We start from the raw sequence: 22,564 nt of genomic DNA, 5'->3' as shown, positions 1-22,564 counted from the left end.
CCTCGTCACGGTGTCCGGTCCGAGGGACGACCTCTGCTACGACCCGATGGCGCGCCGAGTACGTCGAGGTTCCGGACGTGCTCGGGGCCGGAGCGGGGCACGCGTCCGACGACCGCGCGACGCGACTCAGGTGTCGATCTTGGACCGGTCGATCTCGTGCGCGCCGGCGACGATGAACTCCTTGCGAGGGGGCACGTCGCTGCCCATGAGGAGCTCGAAGACACGCTCCGCCGACTCGGCGTGGTCTGCGGTCACGCGGCGCAGGGTCCGGTGGCGCGGGTCCATCGTCGTCTCCGCGAGCTGGTCCGCGTCCATCTCCCCCAGGCCCTTGTAGCGCTGGATGTCGTCCTTGTACCGACGGCCCGCGCGGTCGAGCTTCTTGAGCGTCGCGGCGAGCTCGGCCTCCGAGTAGGTGTAGATGTACTCGGCCTTCTTGCGGCCCGTCGCACTGACCTCGACGCGATGCAGCGGCGGGACGGCGGCGAAGACCCGACCGGCGTCCACCAGCGGCCGCATGTAGCGGAAGAAGAGCGTGAGCAGCAGGGTCCTGATGTGCGCGCCGTCGACGTCGGCGTCCGTCATCAGCACGATCTTTCCGTAGCGCGACGCCTCGAGGTCGAACGAGCGGCCCGACCCCGCTCCGATGACCTGGATGATCGCGGCGCACTCGGCATTGCGGAGCATGTCGCTCAGCGACGCCTTCTGGACGTTGAGGATCTTGCCGCGGATCGGCAGGAGCGCCTGGAAGTCCGAGCTCCTGGCCAGCTTCGCAGTACCGAGCGCGCTGTCTCCCTCGACGATGAAGAGCTCGCTGCGTGCGACGTCGTTGCTGCGGCAGTCCGCCAGCTTCGCGGGGAGCGACGACGACTCGAGGGCGTTCTTGCGGCGCGAGATCTCCTTCTGCTTGCGGGCGGTGACCCGCGCGCGCATCTCGGCGACGACCTTGTCGAGCAGCAGCGCCGCCTGGGTCTTGCCGTCCCGGGTGGTCGCGTTGAGCCGCGCCGCCAGCTCCTTCTCGACGACCCGCGCCATGATGCCGCGAACGGGCGCGGTCCCGAGGACCTCCTTGGTCTGCCCCTCGAACTGGGGCTCGGCGAGGCGGACCGTGACGACGGCCGTGAGGCCCGCGAGCACGTCCTCCTTGTCGATGCGCTCCGAGCCGTCCTTCGTCGACACCTTGAGCTTGCGGGCGTTCGTCTCGACGGCCTTGCGCACCACCTTGAGCAGCCCGGCCTCGAATCCGGACTGGTGAGAGCCACCCTTCGGCGTGGCGATGATGTTGACGAACGTGCGCAGCTCGGTGGCGTACCCGGTGCCCCACCGGAGTGCGACGTCGACCTCGCAGTCGCGATCGACGGGCTGCGGGGTCATGTGCCCCTTGCTGTCGAGGACCGGGACGGTCTCGGTGAACGACCCGGAACCGATCAGGTGCCAGGTGCCCGTCACCGGGGCGTCGGGGGCGAGGAACTCCGCGAAGTCGACCGTGCCGCCGGAGTGGACGAACGACTCCTCGACCGGACCGTCCTCCGCAGGCGTGCCCGGCAGGCCCCGCTCGTCACGGACCGTGATGCGAAGGCCCGGGACGAGGAACGTCGTCTGACGCACCCGGGTCACCAGCTCGTCGTACGAGAAGACCGCGTTCTTCGGGAAGATCTGCCGGTCCGCCCAGTAGCGCACGCGGGTCCCGGTCACACCGCGCTTGACCTTGCCCACGACCGAGAGCTCGGAGCCGGTGACGAACGGCGAGAAGGGCGACTCGGGACCGGGGCCCGAGCTCGGGTCGTCGAAGCGCCCCGGCTCGCCGCGGTGGAACGTCATGCGGTGCGTCTTGCCGCCGCGGTCGACGTCCACGTCGAGCCGGGCGGACAGCGCGTTGACCACCGACGCACCCACACCGTGCAGGCCGCCGCTCGCGGTGTACGAACCACCGCCGAACTTGCCGCCGGCGTGCAGCTTCGTGAAGACGACCTCGACGCCTGTCAAACCGGTCTTGGGCTCAACGTCCACCGGGATGCCACGCCCGTCGTCCTCGACGGTGACCGACGTGTCGGCGTGCAGGACGATGCGGATGTCCTCGCAGTTGCCCGCGAGCGCCTCGTCGACCGAGTTGTCGATGATCTCCCACAGGCAGTGCATGAGGCCGCGGGAGTCGGTCGACCCGATGTACATGCCGGGGCGCTTGCGCACCGCTTCGAGACCTTCGAGAACCGAGAGATGGCGGGCGTTGTAGCTCGAGTCAGCGGCGGTGGTCGTCACGGTGCTCAACCCTAGACGAGCCCGCCGACACGCCGGCGCAGGCGCCACGGGTGGACCGGGCGCGCGCACAGGTCCCGCACATCTCTACGCGCGCAGCGAACCGGGCCCGAAAGGCGCCCGCTGCGCCCGGTGAGATGGTTTCATTGTCTTGTGACTGCTACGACGACAGAACCGCTGACCGCCCTCGACCGCTGCGACCGCTGCGGCGCCCAGGCCTATGTCCGCGTGGTGCTCGAGCACGGAGAGCTCCTGTTCTGCGGCCACCACGGACGCGCGCACGCCGCCGCGTACGAGGACATGGCCACGCACGTCCAGGACGAGACCGACAAGCTGCTCGCCGAGCACGGCAGCTCGACCACCGCCGCAGCGAACGGCTGACGCTACCGGGCGGCACCGCCGAGACGGCTCCCCCGCGGGCCGCGTCGATCCCCGCCGCCGGAGAACCAGAAACGCCTACGACGAGACCCCGGACCATTCGGTCCGGGGGTCTCGTCGTGCGTCGTGCGGTGCGGCCCGATCAGTCGAGGTAGTCCCGCACTGTCAATGCCTGAACACTTGAATCGCCCCAGGTTCGCAAAAACCTCAGTCGTCTGGGACTTCGACCGGATCCGCGGAGCATTGCGATGTTGCCAGAACGACCCCACGAGCCCCGTCGGTGGCAGAAGCCCAATCTCGACATGCCGATGCCAGTGTTTGCGCCAGTCGGCGTTCTCAGCGACCGCAGTCTCGATGCCGGCGATGGACTCCGGGCCTCCAAGAAGGCACATGACGATGTTCGGATTCACACAGCCTCAAAGAAAGAACTGAATGGCTCGGTCATCACCCTGGGATCCGACCGAGCCCTAGGTGTTGCGCTCCAGCTCCGCGAGCCGAACCGTGGCACGCTCGTCGTCCCGGGCCGCGCGACCCGGTCAATCTCGCCACGCACCCGACGAACGCACGCAACGCCTGTGGAATGATCCTCCGGCTCGCCCACGACCACCCGCTACACCTCCCAACGGCATCGCCGCGGCCCGCTCGCGCTACCCGTCACCAATCCCGGGGCCATTCAATGCGGACCTGTGGAGAACTCGCATTCTCGCGCACTAGGTGTGCTCCAATACAGCGTCTGCAGAGTACAAGAGCGACCCTTCGCGTGTCGCCTCGTCAGTAGACAGGACCGTGGGGTAGCAAGCACTGCTACCTGATGTTTCGAGGCCAACAGGGGGCTTTGCGTATGAGGTTTCGAGTGAGAACGCTGGCAGCAACGACGGCGGTAGCGTTGCCACTACTGGTGATGTCGGGTATGTCGGCTACCGCTGAAGAGCCCGAGTTGATGGAGCCGGTGCCGGTGAATCAGCCTGCTGTGGTGGATGTCGGAGTGGGCGCATCGGATGACACGGCAGCGGTGAAGGAAGCCGCGACGTCCTTTGATTCGGATGTGATGTTCAGTCGGTAGCCGCGTTGGCTAACGCTGCCGCCGCAGCGCCAGCAGTGGAACTGAGCGGCACAGGTGCGGTGGCGCGGGCCGAGGCTGGTGCGACGGGTGCGGCGACCGTAGAAGTTGCTGGAGCCAATGCGTCGATGAGTGATGCCGCTGGTCTTGAGCTGGGGATGAGTGTGGTCGGAGACCACACTGATACCGCACTGGTGGATGGAGTGAGCGTCGCTCAGGACGTGACCGAGGGCACCGACGTCGTCACGCGTGCCATCCCTGATGGAATACAGATGATTGCTGTGTTGGACAGCGAGGAAGCAGACACGAGTATCGACTTCGCCCTTGATCTCCCCACCGGTCCCAGTTTGGAATCCCAAGCCGACGGTTCCATCCACGTGATCGTTCCAACTGAGATTGAAGTCGAAGACCAAAGCGACTCGGCCCGCTTTGACGCTGAGGTGGACGCGATCCTGGGTGGCGCTGCCAACGAGGACTCGCTCGACAACATTAGCGAAGAGCAATGGACAGCGCTAGAGGCGCTAGAGCCCGTCGAGACCTCGATCGAGGTCGTGGATACGACCGTGGCGACCGTCGGCGCTCCATGGGCTACTGACGCAAACGGCCAACCATTGCAGACAACCTATGAGTTGTCGGGCAACACCCTCACTCAACACGTCCAAACCGACGACACCACCGCATTCCCACTCACCGCCGACCCCTCCTGGTGGTGGTGGACCAGAACCACAGCAATGTGTGCAGGAGAGATTGCTGTTGCCCTTGTCCCTGGAGCGAAAGCAGCGAGAATCCTAGTAAAGGCGAAGTCCTATATCTACAGGAGCGCAAAGCTGAAGTCGGCCGCAGCGAAACTTGGGGCGTAAAGGCTTCGTTGAGCAAGGTCAAGCAGTACATCGTGAACAAGAACCGTTTGAGTGCTACCAACCGCACACGCGTGAAGAACCTGATGCTGCTTGGCTTTGACACGACACTGGACTTCTTGGGGTTTGGCTCGTGCGGGTCAATCGTAAGACAGTTGGTCTAGGAAATGGAATTATTCTTCCTACTTCTCATCGTCGGCGTTTCCACCCTGTGGTCATACGCACCGGCATGGGCTCAGCGCTTCAAGGCACTGTTTACAGTTGCGTGTTTCCTCACACTTGCTGGTCTGGCCGCGGCTAGCCTAGATCGGCATGGAAGTACTTGGGCGAGCTACGTCGTCAATCTCCTGGCGGTTGGACTGGGTTTTCTAGTCGGTGCTTGGCTACGGGGAAGATCGTCGACGCGTAGAAGTCGCTAGGTTAGCGCAGGGTTTGATAGCGCCAGTTCCGCCACTTCCGTGTGAGTGTGGGCGCAATTTCGTGCTTCTTTGGTGCCGCTGTTGCCGAGCAGACCAACGAATGGGGCGAGGGCACGACTACCTGACCAGATTTCGACCCAAGATAGTCACCTATCCAGAACCGAGGTGAAAAGCGACCGAATGCTCGGCCTCAGGGCCTGACGCCCACCGGCTCAAGCAGCGCTACACCACTCCCGAGGGCTTGACGCCACGCTGTGCCGACCGTGATGTCCCAGGATGCTGCTCGGCGCACTAGCCATCGGGTCGCTAGCAGACGAAGGCCTCCAGATGCGAAGCGGAACTGTCGAGGAACTGCTTCATAGTCTGGAGGCCTTCACGTCCCACGACTGTGGAGATCGGGCCACGACCTCGACCAACGAAGGCAACTGCACCTCGCGGCGGCGACCCCGACTGACTGTTCGCCAACAGCCCACCGTGATCGATCAGGACCCCGCACCACGCCGCTGAGAAGGCCAGGCTGGCTCAACAAGCACCACCGCACACGCCGTGTTCAGTAGTGCGTCCATCAGCACAGCCGACAACTCGCCTGGACACGACAGCTAGCCGCTGCGACGGATCATCCCGTCCCCAGCAACCAACGTTGCACCACGGAAGTATCCGGACGTTCAACCAGCCTCAGTCGAGGTAGTCCCGCAGGACCTGGGACCGGCTCGGGTGGCGCAGCTTGGACATCGTCTTGGACTCGATCTGACGGATCCGCTCGCGGGTCACGCCGTAGACCTTGCCGATCTCGTCGAGCGTCTTGGGCTGCCCGTCCTGCAGACCGAAGCGCATGGACACCACGCCGGCCTCGCGCTCCGAGAGCGTGTCGAGGACCTGGTGGAGCTGCTCCTGCAGGAGCGTGAAGCTCACCGCGTCGGCGGGGACGACCGCCTCGGAGTCCTCGATGAGGTCACCGAACTCGCTGTCCCCGTCCTCGCCGAGCGGGGTGTGCAGCGAGATGGGCTCGCGGCCGTACTTCTGGACCTCGACGACCTTCTCGGGCGTCATGTCGAGCTCCTTGGCGAGCTCCTCCGGGGTGGGCTCGCGGCCCAGGTCCTGGAGCATCTGGCGCTGCACGCGGGCGAGCTTGTTGATGACCTCGACCATGTGCACCGGGATGCGGATCGTGCGCGCCTGGTCGGCCATGGCACGGGTGATCGCCTGCCGGATCCACCAGGTCGCGTACGTCGAGAACTTGTAGCCCTTGGTGTAGTCGAACTTCTCGACCGCGCGGATCAGACCGAGGTTGCCCTCCTGGATCAGGTCCAGGAACAGCATGCCGCGACCCGTGTAGCGCTTCGCGAGCGAGACCACCAGTCGCAGGTTCGCCTCGAGGAGGTGGTTCTTCGCGCGGCGGCCGTCGTGCGCGATCCACTCGAGGTCGCGCATCTCCTTGCGCTCCTCACGGGTGAGCTTGCGGTCGGCGACCGCCTTCTCCTCCGGAGAGAGCTTCGCGGCACCCTCACGCTGACCGAGGCGCTCCTCGGCGAACAGGCCGGCCTCGATCCGCTTCGCGAGGTCGACCTCCTGCTCGGCGTTCAGCAGCGCGACCTTGCCGATCTGCTTCAGGTAGTCCTTCACCGGGTCGGCCGTAGCCCCCGCGGTGACAACCTGCTGCACGGGCGCATCGTCCTCGTCGGCGTCCGAGACGACGAAGCCCTTGCTCTCGTCCTGCGGAGCGGAAGACTTCTTCGGTGCCTCGACCGGGTCCTCCTCCGGGACACCGTCGGGCTCGATCACACGGGGACCAGCGGGCTTGCGCGCGGGACGACCGCCGGCGGCCTTCTTGGCGGCGGGCTTCTTGCCCGCGGCCTTCTTCGCGGCAGGCTCCTCCGCGTCGGCGCCCGCTGCGGGGGCCTTGGTGACGTCGGCGCCGGCAGCCTCGGCCCCGGCGGCAGCCTTCTTGGCTGCCCGCGTCGCTGCGGCCTTCTTCGCGGCGGCGCTGCGCTTGGCCTTGGTGGCCTCGTCGACGTCGGAGACAGACGCCGTCGCGCGCGTGGCGGTGCTCGTCGACTCCGCAGCGGCCACGGCCCCGGCGGACGCGATGTCGACCTCGATGCCCTGCGCAGCGAACGCCCGGTAGACCGCGCCGAGCCGCTTCGCGCCCTGGACGTCGGCGGACTCGCACGCGGCGCGGAACGTGGACGCGTCGATACGACCGTCCTGCGCGCCCTTGGTCAGCAGGGCCTGCAGGGCAGGGTGCTCGAACTCGCGCGGGAGCGTGGTGGACGATGAAAAGATGGGCGCCACGAAGAACCTTTCGGCAGCGATCGACGGATGCGGGAGGTGCCGTACCAGGAGGCGGGCGGCGGAACGGTGGTGCCGACGACGCGGGCCTCGGGCCGGGCGAACTACTACCATTATAGCGGCCCCGGGGTGAACCGACGGCCGTGACGGCGTGACCGAGCATCAGTCACCCGGTCCGGTCCGTCAGGACGCGGTGGCGTGCAAGCGCTCGTCAGGCCCGCTCACGTCAGCGCACGGCGTGAGCCGTTCGTACGGAGACAGCGCTCCGGACGCCCCTGGTATTCCCGCGTCAGCCATGCGCCAGCGCTCCGTCACACCCTGCCGGCGACGCTGCGTCAGCGCTCCGTCAACTGCGTGCCGGCTTGACCGCGAGGACCGGGCAGGGCGCGTCGAGAAGAATCCGCTGGGCGTTCGAGCCGAGGATCAGCTTGCCCACGGGGCTCCGGCGACGCAGACCGATGACGATCAGGTCGGCCTGGACCTCCTCCGCCGTCAGCACGAGGTCCTCCGCGACGCCTTCGCTGTCGGAGATGATCCGGATCTCGTGGTCGACGCCGGCCGAGACGAACTGCTCGCGCACCTCGGCCAGGTCGTCGTCACCCGCGGGTGCCTGGGAGCCCGCCCTCCGGCTGACCACCACGACCACCGGCCCGTGGCCGCGCGTCGTCTCGTCGATCGCCGCCGTCAACGCCTCCCGGCCCTCTGCTGTAGCCAGGTATCCGACGACGATCGTCATGCGGCCCTCCGTAGAGCTTCGTGCGCGCTGCGCGCTCCTTCGGGGTGCGGACGGCACCCCACCCCTGGGACGGTACCGGATCGACAGAACGGGCGCCGCACCGTCACTGCTGCGCGCGCACCCAGCCCGGCGGGACGCCGGCCGCGAGGGCGCTCTCCAGGAGTAGCGCGAGGCGGTGCTCCGGGTCGAGCGCGAGCGCCTCCTCCAACCGGAGGTTCGCCTGGCCGCCGTCCCCGCACCACCAGGCCAGGAGGGCGAGGAGCGTGAGCGGAGCGACGCGCGCCGTCCCCGTCGCGTGGGCGACGACGTCGGTGAGCACGGCAACCGCCGGGCGGACGACCCGCTGGTCGGGCGGCACGCCCCGTGCCGGGTCCACGATCGCCGCCATCGCCGCAGCAGTGCCCGCGTCGAGGGTGCCACGGGTGGCTCCACGTGCCGTCTCGCGGGCCAGGTCGCCGGTGCCGGGCACCAGACTCAGCAGCACCGCGTCGCGGACGGGCACGCAGGTGAGTGCCACCGCGAGGCGACCGGCGACCGGCGCGGCGAGCACGGCAGCGTCGGCGTCAGAGGTGCCGTCGCGCGCGACGTGACTGCCGTGACGCGCTCCCGCGACCGCTGCACACCACGTCTCGTAGCCGGCCGTGCGCCATCGCGCACCGGCCGTACCGTCGGTCGCGGCTGCTCCCGCCGGACCGGCCGTCGGGGCACCGTCGCGGGACGCCCAGCGCCTCCCGGCGCGGAGCGCGGACCTCCGCCTGTCCGTCGAGGCCGTCGGGATCCGGAACGACTCCGCCCGGGACGGCGCGACCGCCGCGCCCTCGAGGACCATCGTCGCGCTGATCTCAGTGCTCTGCAGGTCTGTGAGCGGCCTGCCCTCGGGCGGGCAGCAGTCCCCGTCCGCACACCCGAGCTCCCGGTACCCGCGCGACGAGACGACCCAGGTCTCCTGCGCCCCGGGAGCCGAACCCAGAGCCGCGGTGAGCGCCTCGGCCGCCGCAGCGACGTCGTCCGCCCTGTCGCTGTAGCCGACGAGGACGACCCGTGAGGCGCCGTCCGTCACGTGGTGGCCGGCCAACAGCCGCGCCAGCCGCTCGCCGTCACGGCCCAGGAGGTCGTCGAGGTCGACCCGGGCGACGAGCCCGACCCGCCGGCCCTCCCGGACGCTCACCGTGACGAGCGAGTCCCGGGGTTCGAAGCCGAGCCGGTACGGCACGTAGGACAAGAGCTCTTGAGGGCCGCGGGCCCTGATCGTCGTCGTCATGCGCCCAGCCTGTGATCGGCCGCACCCGCTCGGAGGGGCGGGAGCCGAAACTGTGGACGAGCGGACGACGACGGGCCTGTTGACGACTCCGCCACACACGCCGGGACAACGGGCCTACGCTGGAGCGGTGCACCTCGAACCGACGTCCGCGACCGCCCCACGAGCCGGGACGACGACCGACCCGCTGGTCGCGGAGGCAGTCCGGGAGGACGTCGACGCCGCCGTCACCCGACGCCTCGACGTCCTCGCCGCAGACCTCGCCCGGGTCGACCCGGGTGCCGCTCCGGTCCTCGCCGAGGCGACGGCGCTGCTGACCGGGGGCAAGCGGTTGCGCGCCGCGTTCTGCTACTGGTCGTGGCGCGCCCATGGCGGTGCGCACGAGTCCGAGCACCGCGCCGCGGCGGTCGGCGCCGGCGCCGCGCTCGAGCTCTTCCAGGCGGCCGCGCTCGTGCACGACGACGTCATGGACCGGTCGGACACCCGACGCGGGAGGCCTGCCGCGCACCGCGCCTTCGAGAACCTGCACACCGGGGAGCGGTGGACCGGCGACGGGGAGCAGTTCGGCACCAGCGGCGCGATCCTCCTCGGCGACGTCCTGCTCGTCGCCTGCGGCGCCGCGTTCCGCGAGGCCACGGCCGAGATCCCCGCGCCGGACGCCGAGCGAGCCCGCACGACCTTCGACTTCATGCAGACCGAGGTGACGCTGGGCCAGTTCCTCGACGTCCGCGCCCAGAGCGTCCCCTGGGGCGACGACGCCGACGCCGACGAGGAGCGCGCCCGCGTGGTCCTGCGGACCAAGTCCGCCCGCTACTCGGTCGAGCACCCGGTCAGGATCGGCGCCGCGCTCGCGGGAGCTGACGACGCCGACCTCGAGGCGTCCGCGTCGTTCGGCCTGCCCATCGGCGAGGCGTTCCAGCTCCGGGACGACCTGCTCGGCGTCTTCGGCGACCCCCAGGTCACCGGCAAACCCGCCGGTGACGACCTCCGCGAGGGCAAGCGCACGCTGCTCGTGAACCGGGCGCTGCGCAGCGCGAGCGACGCCGGACGCCGGCTCCTGCTCGAGCGCCTCGGCGCGCCCGACCTCGAGGCCGACGAGATCGACCGGATGAAGGAGATCCTGACGTCGACAGGTGCGGTCGCCGACGTCGAGGTGATGATCGCGACACGCGTCGAGCGAGCGCTCGCGGCGCTCGACGCGACGAGCCTCGACCCGGACGGCGCGGCACGGCTCACCGAGCTCGCGGTCGCGGCGACGCGGCGCCGTTCCTGAGCGACGCCTCTCAGCCCAGGGTCTGAGCGACCCGCCGCACCTCGGCCTTACGACCGCTCATCAGCGCGTCGATGGGCTTGGCGCCGAGCGCGTCGTCGGGCGAGAAGAGCCACTCCAGGATCTCGAGATCGTCGAAGCGCAGATCAGTGAGCACGCCGATCGTCCCCGCGAGCGACGACAGGACGACCTTGCGCGGGTCGTCGTCCGCCCCCGGGCGGGACTGGCCGGCGGCGACGGAGTCCTCGCCCCGCGTGACCACGAAACGGGCGGGGACCTGGAAGACGCGCCGCTCCCCCACCTTCGCCCCGACCACGCGTCGGTCGCTGACGATGCTCCGCACGCTGCCGGGGGTCGTCCCGAGCGCCTCCGCCAGGTCAGGCACGGTCAACCAGTCGTCCACGAGATCCTCGATGTTCACGTGGTCAGCCTACGGGGCAGGACGGCGGGCCTCCGCACGAGCGGGTGCGCGACCGCCTACGATTCCCGGGTGACCGCCATGACCTCGGACTCGCTCGTCGGCCACACGGTCGACGGGCGCTACCAGGTCGTGTCCAGGATCGCCCGTGGCGGCATGGCGACGGTCTACCTCGCGATCGACCGACGTCTCGACCGCGAGGTCGCCCTCAAGGTCATGCACAGCCACCTCGCGGACGGTGTCGAGGGTCTCGACTTCGTGTCCCGGTTCCGCCGCGAGGCGCGCGCCGCCGCGCGGCTCGCCCACCCCGGTCTCGTCGCGGTCTACGACCAGGGGCTCGACGGCGAGACCAGCTACCTGACCATGGAGTACGTCGAGGGCACGAACCTGCGTCGCCGGCTCCGCACCGAGTCGGCCCTGCCCCTGGGCGAGACGCTCGGCGCCCTCTGCGAGATCCTCGACGCGCTCGCCGCAGCCCATCGCGCCGGCCTCGTCCACCGCGACGTCAAGCCCGAGAACGTCCTCATCGACGTCGAGGGCCGGTTGAAGCTCACCGACTTCGGGCTGGCGCGCGCCGTCACCGAGGTGACGACCACGACCGCCGGGACGATCCTCGGCACCGTCGCATACATGGCGCCAGAGCTGATCCGGGCCGTCGCCTGCGACCCCGGGCGGACGTCTACTCGGTGGGCGTGCTCGCGTACGAGATGCTGACCGGCGCCCTCCCCTACGCCGGCGGCACCCCGATCCAGATCGCGTTCCAGCACGTCAACGCCGACATCCCGCGTCCCTCGCTCGTGGCCCCCGAGCTCCCGACGGAGATCGACGACCTGGTGGCCACCCTCGCCGCGCGCGACCCCGACGACCGTCCGCCGGACGCCGCCGCGGCCCTCGTGCTCGTCCGCGCGGCCCTCGCCACCCTCGACCCGGGCGCCCTGGACCTGCGCCACACGACGGTCGCGGCAGGGTCGCCGCGGCACGACACGTCGACCGATCTGCGCGACGACGAGGCCACCACGACCGTCGAAGGACCGGGGACGTCCCTCGACGCGATCCCGACGACGGCGTTCGGGGAGATGCAGCCGACCGCACGAGCCGCTCTCGTGACACGGTCCGGCGGGACCAAGGACCTCGACGGGCCACCACGGCCGCGCCGAAGGCGCCGCGGACGTGCCCTCGCGTGGGTCCTGACCGTCCTCCTGGTCCTCGGCGGGTCTGGCGTCGGCGCGTACTGGTGGTTCACCGACGGCCCGGGGGCCTTCACCCTGGTGCCCCGAGGGCTGGTCGGTGAGTCGGCGGACGACGCAGCCGCGACACTGGACTCGGTCGGCCTCGCCGCGACGACGACGGAGACCTTCAGCGACGACGTCGAGGAGGGTGACGTCGTCGCCTCGACGCCGGACGGCGGCGCGAAGGTCCGCAAGGACGGCACCGTCGAGCTCCTCGTCTCCCGCGGCGTCCAGATGCTCACCGTGCCCGACGGTCTCGTCGGCGCCTCCGAGGACGAGGCGGTCGCCGCGCTCCGCGAGGCCGGTTTCGAGGTCGCCGACACCGAGCGCGAGTACGACGACGACGCCGCCGAGGGGACGGTCCTCAGCGTCTCCGTCGAGGAGGGCTCCTCCCAGCCGCACGACACGCTCATCGATCTCGTGGCGTCGGACGGCCCCGCCCCCGTGGACGTGCCGGACGTCACCGGGTCGACCGGCGACGAGGCCACCGCCGAGCTCGAGGACCTGGGACTGGTCGTCTCCTCGAGCGAGGACTACTCCGAGGACGTCGACCGCGGGCAGGTCGTCAGCCAGTCCGTGGAGTCCGGCGCGGAGGCGCACCGGGGCGACACCGTCGAGCTGGTCGTGTCGTTGGGCCCGCCGCTCGTCGAGGTCCCGGACGTCGTCGACCAGAAGGTCGAGGAGGCCGAGAAGACGCTCCAGGACGCCGGGTTCACCGTCGAGATCAACGAGCTGTTCGGTGCGCGTCCCCTGAACAGGGTGCTGTTCCAGGACCAGGACCCGGGCACGAAGGTGCCGAAGGGGACGAAGGTCAAGCTCACCGTCACCTGACCGGCGGGTCAGCCCGCGCGCAGCATCTCCGCGACCTGGAACGCCATCTCCAGCGACTGCTGGTGGTTGAGCCGAGGGTCCACGAGCGTCTCGTACCGCAGCGCGAGACCCGCGTCGTCGATCTCCTCGCTGCCCCCGAGCACCTCGGTGACGTCGTCCCCGGTCAGCTCACAGTGCAGGCCGCCCGGAACCGTCCCGGCGGCGCGGTGCACCTCGAAGAACCCACGGACCTCGTCGAGCACGTCCTCGAAGCGACGCGTCTTGTACCCGCTCGCGGACGTGATCGTGTTGCCGTGCATGGCGTCCGAGATCCACGTCACCGGGATCCCGGTCGCCGTCACCGCGTCCACGAGCGCGGGCAGCACCGTGCGGATCTTGCCCGCCCCCATGCGCGTGATGAGCGTGAGCCGGCCCGGCACGGCGTCCGGGTTGAGCTTCTCGACCAGGGCGACCGCGTCGGCCGGGGACGTCGTTGGGCCGAGCTTCACGCCGATCGGGTTCGCGAGCCGGGACAGGAAGTCCACGTGCGCGCCGTCCAGCTGCCGCGTGCGCTCACCGATCCAGAGGAAGTGCCCCGAGCTGCCGTAGGCGGCGCCCGTGCGTGCGTCGAGCCGTGTGAGGGCCCGTTCGTAGTCCAGGATCAGCGCCTCGTGGCTCACGAAGAACTCGACGGTCCGCAGCGCGTCGAAGTCCGCGCCGCACGCGTCCATGAACCGGATCGCGCGGTCGATCTCCGTCGCGGTCCGCTCGTACGCCGCGTACGCGGGGTTCTGCATGAACCCGCGGTTCCACTCGTGCACACGCCGCAGGTCGGCGTAGCCACCGCCCGTGAACGCCCGCACGACGTTGAGGGTCGCCGTCGAGATCTCATAGGCGTCGAGCAGCCGCTCGGGATCCGGGACCCGCGACTCCTCGGTGAACGGGAACGAGTTGACCATGTCGCCGCGGTACACCGGCAGGGTCACGCCGTCGCGGGTCTCCTCGTCGGCGCTGCGCGGCTTGGCGTACTGGCCCGCCATGCGACCCATCTTGACGATGGGCGTGCTCGCCCCGTGCGTGAGGATCACGGCCATCTGGAGGATGGTGCGGACCTTGTTGCGGATCCGGTCGGCGTTGGCCTCGGCGAAGGTCTCCGCGCAGTCGCCCCCTGGAGCAGGAACGCCTCGCCTCGACCGGCGGCGGCGAGCCGCTCCCGGAGCGTGTCCACGTCGCGGGGCACGACGAGGGGCGGCGCAGCCGCGAGGCGCGCCGTGGCATCGTCCAGCGCGGCGGCGTCCGGCCAGGTCGGCTGCTGCAGCGCGACCAGGCTCCGGAAGTGCTCGAGGCCCTCGAGCACCTCCGGCGGGGTCTGGACCGACACCGGGGTCAGTGCTCCGCGGGGACGAGCGGCTGTCCCAGGTCGGCGAGCAGCTCGCCGAACCACTCCTGCGTCACGTCGAACGGCTTGCCGCCCGCGATCCGGGGAACTCGACGGCACGCAGACGGTCGCCGTTCTCCTCGTCGTGGCCGATCACCCCGGACTCGGAGCGGAACGCGCACTCGACCGCGAGGTCCGTCATCGACTTGATGAGGCGCAGGTCCTCGGCGTTGGCCGCCGCGGCGCGCGAGTAGTAGCCGGACTTCTGCACCATGACCTTCTCGGCGCCGAGCTTCTCGGCGAACTGCTTCGCGAACCACTGGCCCGGGTTGATCGTGTCGAGCTTCACGTGGCCGAACGGGTCGCGCTCCACGGTCTCGCCGGAGGCCTCGACCTGGGCGACGATCTCGTGCATGCCTGCGCCCTCGGACAGGAAGATGTTGACGTTGCCGACCTCGTCCATGACCGTGCGCAGACGCGCGGCCTCGGCGTCGATGTCGAGCGCGAGCTCGGGGAGGAACACCGCGTGGACGTCCCAGCGCTCGCGGGTCAGACCGATCCCCGGGACCCACTGCTCCGCGTCGAGGCTCTCGCGGTACTTCGCGGCGGCGGCCGCCGTGAGCCAACCGCAGTGACGCCCCATGACCTCGTGGACGATCAGCATGCGCGGGCCGGAGCGGTGCTCACCGATGACGTTCTTGGCGAAGCCGGCGGCCTCCTCGGCGGCGGTCCACGCACCGAGCGACTGGCGGATCGGCACCACGTCGTTGTCGATCGTCTTCGGCAGGCCGACGACGGTGAGGTCGTAGTCGTTCTCGGCGAGGTAAGCCGCGAGGTCTGCTGCCGTCGTGTTGGTGTCGTCGCCACCGATGGTGTGCAGGACGTCCACGCCGTCGGTCTTCAGCTGCTCCGCCGCCACCGCGAGCGGGTCCTGGCCCTCCTCGACGAGCCCACGCTTGGCGCAGTCCGCGGCGTTGGTGAGCTTGACCCGGGAGTTCCCGATCGGGGACCCGCCGAACCGGTGCAGCACGCCCGCGTTCTTGCGCGTCTCGGCGTCGACCGTGATGAAGTTCCCGGTCAGCAGGCCGTGGTAGCCGTGCTGGTACGCGATGATCTCGACCTCGGGAGCGATCTCCGTGTAGCGCTCGATCAGCCCGCCGACCGCGGACGAGAGGCACGGTGCGAAACCACCGGCGGTGAGGAGTGCGACGCGACGGACGGACATGATGGGGAACCTCTCGTCGAAGGAGCACCCCGGGACCGGGCCGTCGGGGCCGGGCACGTACCCGGGCTCCACGACCGCCCCGCAGGCGCGTGGGATCGATCTGCTGGTGGCAGCCTACCGGGGTCAGGCAGGGTCGGACGGCGCTTCCGGAACCTGGACCTCGGGGACCTCGCGGCCTCCCGGAGCGCGCGTCCCCGTCGCCGGGGCCGCGACCTTCTTGCCCGCCGCGAGGCGGGCTTTCGCGGTCGCCGCGTAGATGTCGACGTACTCCTGGCCCGAGAGGCTCATGATCGCGTACTGGATCTCGTCGGTCACCGCGCGCAGGATGAAGCGGTCGTTCTCCATGCCGCGGTAGCGGGAGAAGTCGAGCGGCTCACCGATGACGATCCCGATCCGCATGGGCTTCGGGATGCGCTTGCCGATGGGCTGCGCCTCGCCGGTGCCGATCATCGCGACGGGCACCACGGGAGCCCCGGACTCGAGCGCGAGCCGGGCGACGCCGGTCTTGCCGCGGTGGAGGCGCCCGTCAGGGCTGCGCGTCCCCTCCGGGTAGATGCCGAACATCTCGCCGTCGCTCAGCACCCGGAGCCCCGTGTTCAGGGCCGCCTCGCTGGCCTTGCCGCCGGAGCGGTCGACCGGGATGGTGCCGACGCCGCGCATGAAGCCGGCGGTGACCCGACCTTTGATCCCCGTACCCGTGAAGTAGTCGGACTTGCCGAGGAACTGCACCTTGCGGTGCAGCACGAGCGGGAGCACGAACGAGTCGATGACCGCGAGGTGGTTGCTGGCGAGGATCACGCCGCCCTCGGACGGGACGTTGCCGACCCCTCGTGTCCAGGGTCGGAACATCAGCCGGAGCAGTGGCCCGACGAGCACCTGCTTCATCCACCAGTAGAACACCGGGCCTCCTGTGCCTCCTCGATGCACCCCGTGGTGAACAGGCGTGCACCCCGACTCTAGAGTGATACCCATGGCTCCACCGAATGCAGATCGCCACGACGGCGACGGGGACGGCACGGACGGCGACCCCGGGAGCCCGACGGGCGGCACCGGCGACGGCAGCCCCGCAGGCGACGACCGGCAGGACGACGGGCTGGACGTCGAGCGTCGTTGGGCCGCGATCGTCGACGAGCTCGGCGGCGAGGGCGGGACCGGCCCGGCGCGTCCGGACCCGGTGGCGGACGGCGTCCCACCGGTTCCGCAGGCACGCCCGGTCCTGCGCGCGGGGCCTCGCACAGGGCCTCGCGACTGGCCCACGTCGGCCGAGGTCGAGGCGCTGGAGGACGCCGAGTCGCACTTCACTCCCCGGAGCCGCCGCCGCTGACCGGCCGCGACCCGCTGCAGTCGTTGGCGTGGGCGATCGTCGCCCTCGTGCCCGTCGTCCTGCTGGTGGCCGCCGTCGTGTCCACGCAGATGCCGACGGCGCTGCTGCTCATCGGCGGCGGCGCGTTCGCCGCGGCCGTCGCGGTCCTCGTCTGGCGCATGCCGCACCACCGCGACCCGGACGACCACGACCCGGGCGCCGTCGTCTGACACGGCTGCGGCGCCGCCGTCCGACCGCTGGGTCGACGACCGCGCCGGGACCCGCCGTGCGCGTCGGGTCCGCGCGGGATCAGATCCGCGCGAGGTCCGCGGCGCCGATGATCCCGGCCTCGTTGCCGTGCTTCGCGAGCTCGATGCGAGCCGTCGGCCGGTGTCCGAGGGCGGAGAGCTGCTCTTCGTAGGCAGCCCGCGCCGGCTGCAGGAGGAGCTCCTCGGCGGCGCCCACCCCACCACCGATGACGATCAGCTCCGGGTCGAGCAGCGCGGCCACCGACGCCGCGCCCTCGCCGATCCAGCGACCGAGGGTGGCGAGCAGGTCGACCGCGAGGGGGTCGCCCTCCTGCGCGGCCTGGGTGATCTGCGGGCCCTTGAGAGCCTCGGGATCGCCGCCCGCGAGCTCGAGCATGCGGGTCGCCCGCGTGGGGTAGGCGACCAGCGCGGCACGCGCGTCGCGCACGAGCGCACTGCCGGAGGCGTACTGCTCCCAGCAGCCCTCGTGCCCGCAGCCGCAGTAGTGACCCCCGGGAACCACGCGGAGGTGACCGACCTCGGCGGCGACGCCCCACTTGCCGCGGACGAGCTGCCGGTCGATGACGATGGCGCCGCCCAGACCCGTGCCGACGGTCAGCATCAGCATGTCGGTGGCGTCCTGCCCGGCGCCGAACGCGAACTCGGCCCAGCCCGCGGCGTTGGCGTCGTTCTCGACGACGATCGGGACGTCCAGGCCGAGCAGCTCGTGGACGTTCTCGGCGAGCGGGTAGTTGCGCCAGGCGATGTTCGGGGCGAAGAGGACGGAACGCCGGTCAGGGCTGACGAAGCCCGCTGCGGCGAGCCCCACGGCACCGACCTCGTGATCCGCGAGAAGCTCCTTGCAGGCGTCGGCCACGGCGGCGTCGATCGAGGCCGTGTCGTCGGCGTCCGTCTCCCGGCGGACCTGGGCGACGATCTCACCGCGATCGTCCACCACGCCCGCCGCGATCTTCGTCCCGCCGATGTCGACCCCGATGGCGTGCATGTCCGTCCTCACTGTCAGTCCTGCAGGGAGCAATTGGCGACGCGACCCGCCTGGTCCGCCGTCGGACCGAACTTACTGCGTCGTCAGCAACGTTTCTCGCGCCGTCCGGTCCTCGACACCGGGCCGACCGAAACGGAGACACCACGGAGCCTACCGAGGGCGCGCATGCATGGGCACCCGGGCCGGGCCGGTAGGCTCGGCGCACCGTCGCCCACTGCCATCGGAGCCAGACATGGACGAGTTCGCCACCCCTCGCGCCGTCGAGGTGGAACCCACCAACAATCTCAACGACCTGCTCGCCGCACGCGTCGCCGCGGACCCTTCCGCGGTGATGATCGAGCGCCGTGTCGGGGACGTGACCTCCGGGCCGTGGGTCCCGCTCACCGCTGCGGAGTTCGCGGCCGAGGTGACCGCGGTCGCCAAGGGGCTCGTCGCCCACGGAATCGAGCCCGGCGCCCGCGTCGGGATCATGTCCCGCACCCGCTACGAATGGACCCTGCTCGACTGGGCGTCCTGGGCGGCGGGCGCCGTCCCCGTGCCGATCTACGAGACCTCGAGCGCCGAGCAGGTCGAGTGGATCGTCACCGACTCCGCGGTCGAGCTCCTGATCACCGAGACCGCGGAGCACGCCGCCACCGTCGAGGAGGTCCGCGCCGGCGCGCCGGGGCTGCGGACGGTGCTCACCCTCGACGACGGTGCGATCGACACACTCGTGGCGTCAGGGACCGACGTCCCCGACGCAGAGATCGACCGCCGCCGTGCCATCGCCGACCTCTCGGACGTCGCCACGCTGATCTACACGTCGGGCACGACCGGCACCCCCAAGGGCGCCCGGATGACGCACGGGAACTTCTACCTCCTGACCGTCAACGCCGTCCACGCGGTGCCCGAGGTCTTCTCGGAGCCGGGCGGCCGGACGCTGCTGTTCATGCCGCTCGCCCACGTCTTCGCCCGATTCATCGGCGTCCTGGTCGTCGCGGGCGGCACAGTGCTGGCCCACACCCCTGACACGACCAAGCTGCTCGACGACCTCGCGTCGTTCCGCCCCACGTACATCCTGTCGGTCCCGCGAGTCTTCGAGAAGGTGTACAACTCGTCGGAGCAGAAGGCCGCGGCCGGCGGCAAGCTCAAGATCTTCCACTGGGCCTCGGCGACGGCCATCGCATGGTCCCGCGCCCTCGACGACCCGAAGGGTCCGGGCGTCTGGCTGGGGCTCAAGCACAAGATCGCGGACAAGCTCGTCTACTCGAAGCTCCGCACCGCCCTCGGCGGCAACGCCAGGTGGGCCGTGTCCGGAGGCGGGCCGCTCGGTGAGCGCCTCGGCCACTTCTACCGCGGCAACGGCCTGACGATCCTCGAGGGCTACGGCCTCACCGAGACCACCGCACCGACCTCGGTGAACACGCCGACAGCGATCAAGGTCGGCAGCGTCGGGAAGCAGCTCCCGGGCTGCGCCGCCCGGTTGGACGAGGACGGCGAGATCCTCCTCAAGGGCGACCACGTGTTCGACGGCTACCACAACAACCCGGCGGAGACCGAGAACGCCTTCACCGACGGCTGGTTCCGCACGGGCGACCTCGGGTCGTTCGACGCCGAGGGCTACCTGACGATCACGGGGCGCAAGAAGGAGATCATCGTCACCGCCGGAGGCAAGAACGTCGCCCCGGCGCTCCTGGAGGACAGGATCCGTGCGCACGCGCTCGTGAGCCAGTGCGTCGTCGTCGGCGACCAGCGTCCGTTCATCGGCGCGCTGATCACCCTCGACCCCGAGGGGCTGCCCGGCTGGTGCAAGATGCACGGCAAGCCCGAGCTCTCCGTCGAGCAGGCCAAGGACGACGAGGACGTGCGCGCGGCGCTCGACGAGGCCGTCGCCCGAGCGAACAAGGCGGTCTCGAGGGCCGAGTCGATCCGCAAGTACAGCGTCCTGGACACGGACTTCACGATCGAGAACGACTACCTGACGCCGTCGATGAAGGTGAAGCGCAAGCTCGTCACGCAGGACTTCTCGGCGAACATCGACGAGCTCTACGGGACGGTCGGGACCGGTCGCTGACCGGACCGCTCCTCGTTCCGACCTGCTCGACCAGCTCGACCACCGGGTGGCCACCGACGCGTGTCGGTGGCCACCCGTACGCTCCCCGGCATGGTGGAGATCGGCACCGCGGCTCGCCCGGCGGACACCCTCCGGGCGTTCCAACCGTCGCTCGACGACATCGGGACACCCCTGCACGAGGTGACCTTCGTCGTCGTCGACCTCGAGACCACCGGCACCTCCGCCGCCGAGTGCGGCATCACCGAGTTCGGCGCCGTGAAGGTGCGCGGCGGAGAGGTGATCGGCGAGTTCCAGTCGCTCGTCGACCCTGGCGTCGTCGTGCCGGCCTTCATCGCGCGGCTCACGGGGATCAGCACCGCGATGGTCGCCACCGCCCCGGGCATCGAGAAGGTGCTGCCGAGCTTCCTCGAGTTCCTCGGCACCGGCGTGCTCGTCGCGCACAACGCCCCGTTCGACGTCGGGTTCCTCAAGGCGGCCTGCTCGCGGCTCGGGTACGAGTGGCCACGCCCCCAGGTGCTCGACACGGTCGCCCTGTCCCGCAAGGTGGTCCTGCGCGACGAGGCCCCCAACCACCGGCTGTCCACCCTCGCGGCTCTCTTCGGCGCACAGGTCACCCCGGACCACCGCGCGCTCTCCGACGCCCGGGCGACCGTCGACGTCCTCCACGCGCTCCTGTCCCGCCTCGCCCCGCTGGGGATCACCCACCTCGAGGACCTCGCCACGGCGACGGACCCCGTGCCTCCGGCGGTCCGGCGCAAGAGGCACCTCGCCGACGGGCTCCCGGACTCCCCGGGCGTCTACATGTTCGTCGGCCCGTCCGACGAGGTCCTCTACGTCGGCACGTCGGTGTCGATCCGGCGGCGGGTCCGCAGCTACTTCACCGCGGCCGAGCGGCGGTCGCGCATCACCGAGATGGTCGGCATCGCCACGCATGTCGTCCCCGTGCCCTGCGCCACGGTGCTCGAGTCCCAGGTGCGCGAGCTCCGGCTGATCGCCGAGCACTCCCTCGGTACAACCGCAGGTCCAAGTTCCCGGAACGGATGACCTGGGTCAGGTTGACGAACGAGCCGTACCCCCGCCTGTCGGTCGTGCGCGAGGTGTCGGACGACGGCGCGCACCACATCGGTCCCTTCGGTTCGCGCCGCGCGGCCCAGGACGCGGTCGACGCCATCCACGAGGCGGTCCCGCTGCGCCGGTGCACCCGGCGTCTGCCGAAGGTCGCACCGGCCGGTGCCACGGCGTGCGCCCTCGCGGAGATCGGCCGCTGCTCGGCGCCCTGCCTCCCGAGGTCTCCCGACTCCACGATCGAGTCCGCGGCCGACGCTGGGGCCGGCACCACGACCGGCAGTGCTTCCGGCACAGCGCCCGGCACAGCGCCCGGCAGAGCGAACGGCACAGCGATCAGCGACACGGCCGGTGGCTATGCGGCCACGGTCGACCTGGCGCGCTCGGCGATGCTCGGCGACGCCTCGGCGGTCGTGACCGCGCTCTCGGAGCAGATCCGCCGCCACTCGCGGTCCGAGGAGTACGAGCAGGCCGGGGATGTCTCGCGCCGCCTCGGGTCGTTCCTGCGGGGTGCGAGCCGCACGCAGTCGATCGGGCGTCTCGCCGCGTGCCCGGAGGTGGTCGCGGCACGTCCCACCGAGGACGCCGGGTGGGAGCTCGTCGTCATCAAGCACGCCCGGCTGGCCGCCACCGCCGTGGCTCCCCGGGGCGAGGACCCGCGCCCGCACGTCGACGCGCTGCGCGCCACCGCCGACGACGTCCCGGCACCCGTCCTGCCGGCGCCCGCGTGCCACCCGCACGAGGCGGACATCGTCCTCGCCTGGCTCGATCGGCCGGGCACCCGCCTCGTCGAGATCGACGGCGTCTGGTCGTCCCCGGTCCGTTCCGCGCTGTCGTACGACGACCTCGCGGCGGCGGTCGCGTCGTCCGGCTAGGTTGGTCGGCGACGGCCGAGACCCCACGGCCGCGGAGCGACCCGAGGAGAGCCCATCGTGCTGACCGCCATCGTCCTCATCGACACCACGCCGGACCGGATCCCCGAGGTCGCCGCGGCCGTCACCGCGATCGACGGGGTGAGCGAGGTCTACTCCGTGACTGGCAAGGCCGATCTCGTCGCCATGATCCGCGTGCGCGAGCACAGCCGGCTCGCGGACGTCATCGCCGACCAGCTCAGCAAGGTCGACGGCGTGGTCCGCACGGAGACGCTGGTCGCGTTCCGCGCCTACTCCGACGTCGACCTCGAGCAGGCCTTCGCGCTGGGTCTCGGGGACTGAGCCGACGCGCAGCTCGGCCTCGGCTGGGCGCCTCTCGGCGGTGCGGGTTCTCGTCGACGGGGCCGCTGAGCAGAAGGTGCCGCTGAGCGGACCCG

At 70.5% G+C, this 22,564-nt stretch carries 17 protein-coding genes and 3 pseudogenes; 11 read left to right on the top strand and 9 right to left on the bottom strand.

Annotated features, from left to right (window positions below; genetic code table 11):
• Positions 1 to 126: 126 nt before the first annotated feature.
• Positions 127 to 2,256, bottom strand: a complete 2,130-nt coding sequence (locus QUE47_RS12855; protein WP_286217615.1) for a DNA gyrase/topoisomerase IV subunit B — start codon at positions 2,254 to 2,256, stop codon at positions 127 to 129.
• Between the two features lie 150 nt (positions 2,257 to 2,406).
• On the opposite strand from QUE47_RS12855, the gene QUE47_RS12850 reads away from it, so the two are divergent.
• The 3 genes from QUE47_RS12850 (at position 2,407) to QUE47_RS12840 (ending at position 4,551) form a co-directional block, all read left to right on the top strand.
• Entirely contained in the window at positions 2,407 to 2,634 is a 228-nt protein-coding gene (locus QUE47_RS12850; protein ID WP_286217614.1) for a DUF7455 domain-containing protein, read from the top strand.
• Positions 2,635 to 3,484: 850 nt separating this feature from the next.
• Entirely contained in the window at positions 3,485 to 3,694 is a 210-nt protein-coding gene (locus tag QUE47_RS12845; protein WP_286217613.1) for a hypothetical protein, read from the top strand.
• A 125-nt stretch (positions 3,695 to 3,819) separates the two neighbouring features.
• Positions 3,820 to 4,551: a hypothetical protein gene (locus QUE47_RS12840; RefSeq protein WP_286217612.1), complete on the top strand. Its 732-nt coding sequence runs from the start codon at positions 3,820 to 3,822 to the stop codon at positions 4,549 to 4,551.
• A gap of 1,091 nt (positions 4,552 to 5,642) precedes the next feature.
• Here QUE47_RS12840 and QUE47_RS12835 read toward each other — a convergent pair.
• From QUE47_RS12835 to QUE47_RS12825, 3 genes are all read right to left on the bottom strand, one after another.
• Entirely contained in the window at positions 5,643 to 7,259 is a 1,617-nt protein-coding gene (locus QUE47_RS12835; RefSeq protein WP_286217611.1) for an RNA polymerase sigma factor, read from the bottom strand.
• 343 nt (positions 7,260 to 7,602) lie between these two features.
• Positions 7,603 to 7,992, bottom strand: a complete 390-nt coding sequence (locus QUE47_RS12830; protein WP_286217610.1) for a universal stress protein — start codon at positions 7,990 to 7,992, stop codon at positions 7,603 to 7,605.
• Between the two features lie 103 nt (positions 7,993 to 8,095).
• Positions 8,096 to 9,253 (bottom strand): DUF4192 domain-containing protein, encoded by a 1,158-nt coding sequence (locus QUE47_RS12825; protein ID WP_286217609.1) that lies wholly within the window; start codon positions 9,251 to 9,253, stop codon positions 8,096 to 8,098.
• A 127-nt stretch (positions 9,254 to 9,380) separates the two neighbouring features.
• Here QUE47_RS12825 and QUE47_RS12820 point away from each other — a divergent pair, with 127 nt between their 5' ends.
• A complete protein-coding gene (locus QUE47_RS12820) occupies positions 9,381 to 10,523 on the top strand; it encodes a polyprenyl synthetase family protein (RefSeq protein ID WP_286217608.1) in 1,143 nt (380 codons plus the stop codon).
• A 10-nt stretch (positions 10,524 to 10,533) separates the two neighbouring features.
• Here QUE47_RS12820 and QUE47_RS12815 read toward each other — a convergent pair whose 3' ends face one another.
• Positions 10,534 to 10,941 carry an Rv2175c family DNA-binding protein gene (locus QUE47_RS12815; RefSeq protein ID WP_286217607.1) on the bottom strand — a complete coding sequence of 136 codons (408 nt, stop codon included), beginning with the start codon at positions 10,939 to 10,941 and terminating at the stop codon, positions 10,534 to 10,536.
• Positions 10,942 to 11,019: 78 nt separating this feature from the next.
• On the opposite strand from QUE47_RS12815, the gene QUE47_RS12810 reads away from it, so the two are divergent.
• Both QUE47_RS12810 and QUE47_RS12805 read left to right on the top strand, forming a co-directional pair.
• Complete coding sequence (locus QUE47_RS12810; protein WP_286219502.1) at positions 11,020 to 11,652, top strand: serine/threonine-protein kinase; 633 nt, start codon at positions 11,020 to 11,022, stop codon at positions 11,650 to 11,652.
• Positions 11,631 to 12,998, top strand: coding sequence for a Stk1 family PASTA domain-containing Ser/Thr kinase (locus QUE47_RS12805; protein ID WP_286217606.1), 1,368 nt, complete (start codon positions 11,631 to 11,633; stop codon positions 12,996 to 12,998). Before QUE47_RS12810 ends, QUE47_RS12805 begins: the two co-directional genes overlap by 22 nt.
• An 8-nt stretch (positions 12,999 to 13,006) precedes the next feature.
• Here QUE47_RS12805 and QUE47_RS12800 read toward each other — a convergent pair.
• The 3 genes and pseudogenes from QUE47_RS12800 to QUE47_RS12790 all read right to left on the bottom strand — a co-directional run bounded on the left by QUE47_RS12800 (position 13,007) and on the right by QUE47_RS12790 (position 16,480).
• Positions 13,007 to 14,358 (bottom strand): annotated as a pseudogene (locus QUE47_RS12800) (class II 3-deoxy-7-phosphoheptulonate synthase).
• A 5-nt stretch (positions 14,359 to 14,363) separates the two neighbouring features.
• Positions 14,364 to 15,580 (bottom strand): annotated as a pseudogene (locus tag QUE47_RS12795) (pyrophosphate--fructose-6-phosphate 1-phosphotransferase).
• A 123-nt stretch (positions 15,581 to 15,703) separates the two neighbouring features.
• The gene (locus QUE47_RS12790; protein ID WP_286217604.1) at positions 15,704 to 16,480 is read right to left on the bottom strand and encodes a lysophospholipid acyltransferase family protein; all 777 of its coding nucleotides are present in this window, start codon (positions 16,478 to 16,480) and stop codon (positions 15,704 to 15,706) included.
• Positions 16,481 to 16,550: 70 nt separating this feature from the next.
• Between QUE47_RS12790 and QUE47_RS12785 the strand changes: the two genes are divergently transcribed.
• Positions 16,551 to 16,904 (top strand): hypothetical protein, encoded by a 354-nt coding sequence (locus QUE47_RS12785; protein ID WP_286217603.1) that lies wholly within the window; start codon positions 16,551 to 16,553, stop codon positions 16,902 to 16,904.
• 23 nt (positions 16,905 to 16,927) lie between these two features.
• Positions 16,928 to 17,113, top strand: coding sequence for a hypothetical protein (locus QUE47_RS12780; RefSeq protein ID WP_286217602.1), 186 nt, complete (start codon positions 16,928 to 16,930; stop codon positions 17,111 to 17,113).
• A gap of 79 nt (positions 17,114 to 17,192) precedes the next feature.
• On the opposite strand, the gene QUE47_RS12775 is transcribed toward QUE47_RS12780, so the two are convergent.
• Entirely contained in the window at positions 17,193 to 18,137 is a 945-nt protein-coding gene (locus QUE47_RS12775; RefSeq protein WP_286217601.1) for an ROK family glucokinase, read from the bottom strand.
• 232 nt (positions 18,138 to 18,369) lie between these two features.
• Between QUE47_RS12775 and QUE47_RS12770 the strand changes: the two genes are divergently transcribed.
• The 3 genes and pseudogenes from QUE47_RS12770 to QUE47_RS12760 all read left to right on the top strand — a co-directional run bounded on the left by QUE47_RS12770 (position 18,370) and on the right by QUE47_RS12760 (position 22,469).
• Complete coding sequence (locus tag QUE47_RS12770) at positions 18,370 to 20,190, top strand: AMP-dependent synthetase/ligase (RefSeq protein WP_286217600.1); 1,821 nt, start codon at positions 18,370 to 18,372, stop codon at positions 20,188 to 20,190.
• A gap of 90 nt (positions 20,191 to 20,280) precedes the next feature.
• A pseudogene (locus tag QUE47_RS12765) lies at positions 20,281 to 22,130 on the top strand (DEDD exonuclease domain-containing protein).
• 57 nt (positions 22,131 to 22,187) lie between these two features.
• Positions 22,188 to 22,469, top strand: a complete 282-nt coding sequence (locus tag QUE47_RS12760) for an Lrp/AsnC family transcriptional regulator (RefSeq protein WP_286217599.1) — start codon at positions 22,188 to 22,190, stop codon at positions 22,467 to 22,469.
• Positions 22,470 to 22,564: the final 95 nt, after the last annotated feature.

Origin of the sequence: Paraoerskovia sediminicola, assembly GCF_030296575.1 — a bacterium.
GTDB lineage: Bacteria > Actinomycetota > Actinomycetes > Actinomycetales > Cellulomonadaceae > Paraoerskovia > Paraoerskovia sediminicola.
The sequence above is the reverse complement of the archived record's forward strand: the minus strand, read 5'-3'. Positions and strand labels throughout refer to the sequence as shown.

What these genes read in the sequence shown, in the direction of transcription:
- QUE47_RS12810 (WP_286219502.1), top strand. Translation starts at nt 11,020, where the DNA reads ATGACCTCGGACTCGCTCGTCGGCCACACGGTCGACGGGCGCTACCAG.
- QUE47_RS12770 (WP_286217600.1), top strand. Translation starts at nt 18,370, where the DNA reads ATGGACGAGTTCGCCACCCCTCGCGCCGTCGAGGTGGAACCCACCAAC.
- QUE47_RS12840 (WP_286217612.1), top strand. Translation starts at nt 3,820, where the DNA reads ATGAGTGATGCCGCTGGTCTTGAGCTGGGGATGAGTGTGGTCGGAGAC.
- QUE47_RS12825 (WP_286217609.1), bottom strand. Translation starts at nt 9,253, where the DNA reads ATGACGACGACGATCAGGGCCCGCGGCCCTCAAGAGCTCTTGTCCTAC.
- QUE47_RS12830 (WP_286217610.1), bottom strand. Translation starts at nt 7,992, where the DNA reads ATGACGATCGTCGTCGGATACCTGGCTACAGCAGAGGGCCGGGAGGCG.
- QUE47_RS12775 (WP_286217601.1), bottom strand. Translation starts at nt 18,137, where the DNA reads ATGCACGCCATCGGGGTCGACATCGGCGGGACGAAGATCGCGGCGGGC.
- QUE47_RS12785 (WP_286217603.1), top strand. Translation starts at nt 16,551, where the DNA reads ATGGCTCCACCGAATGCAGATCGCCACGACGGCGACGGGGACGGCACG.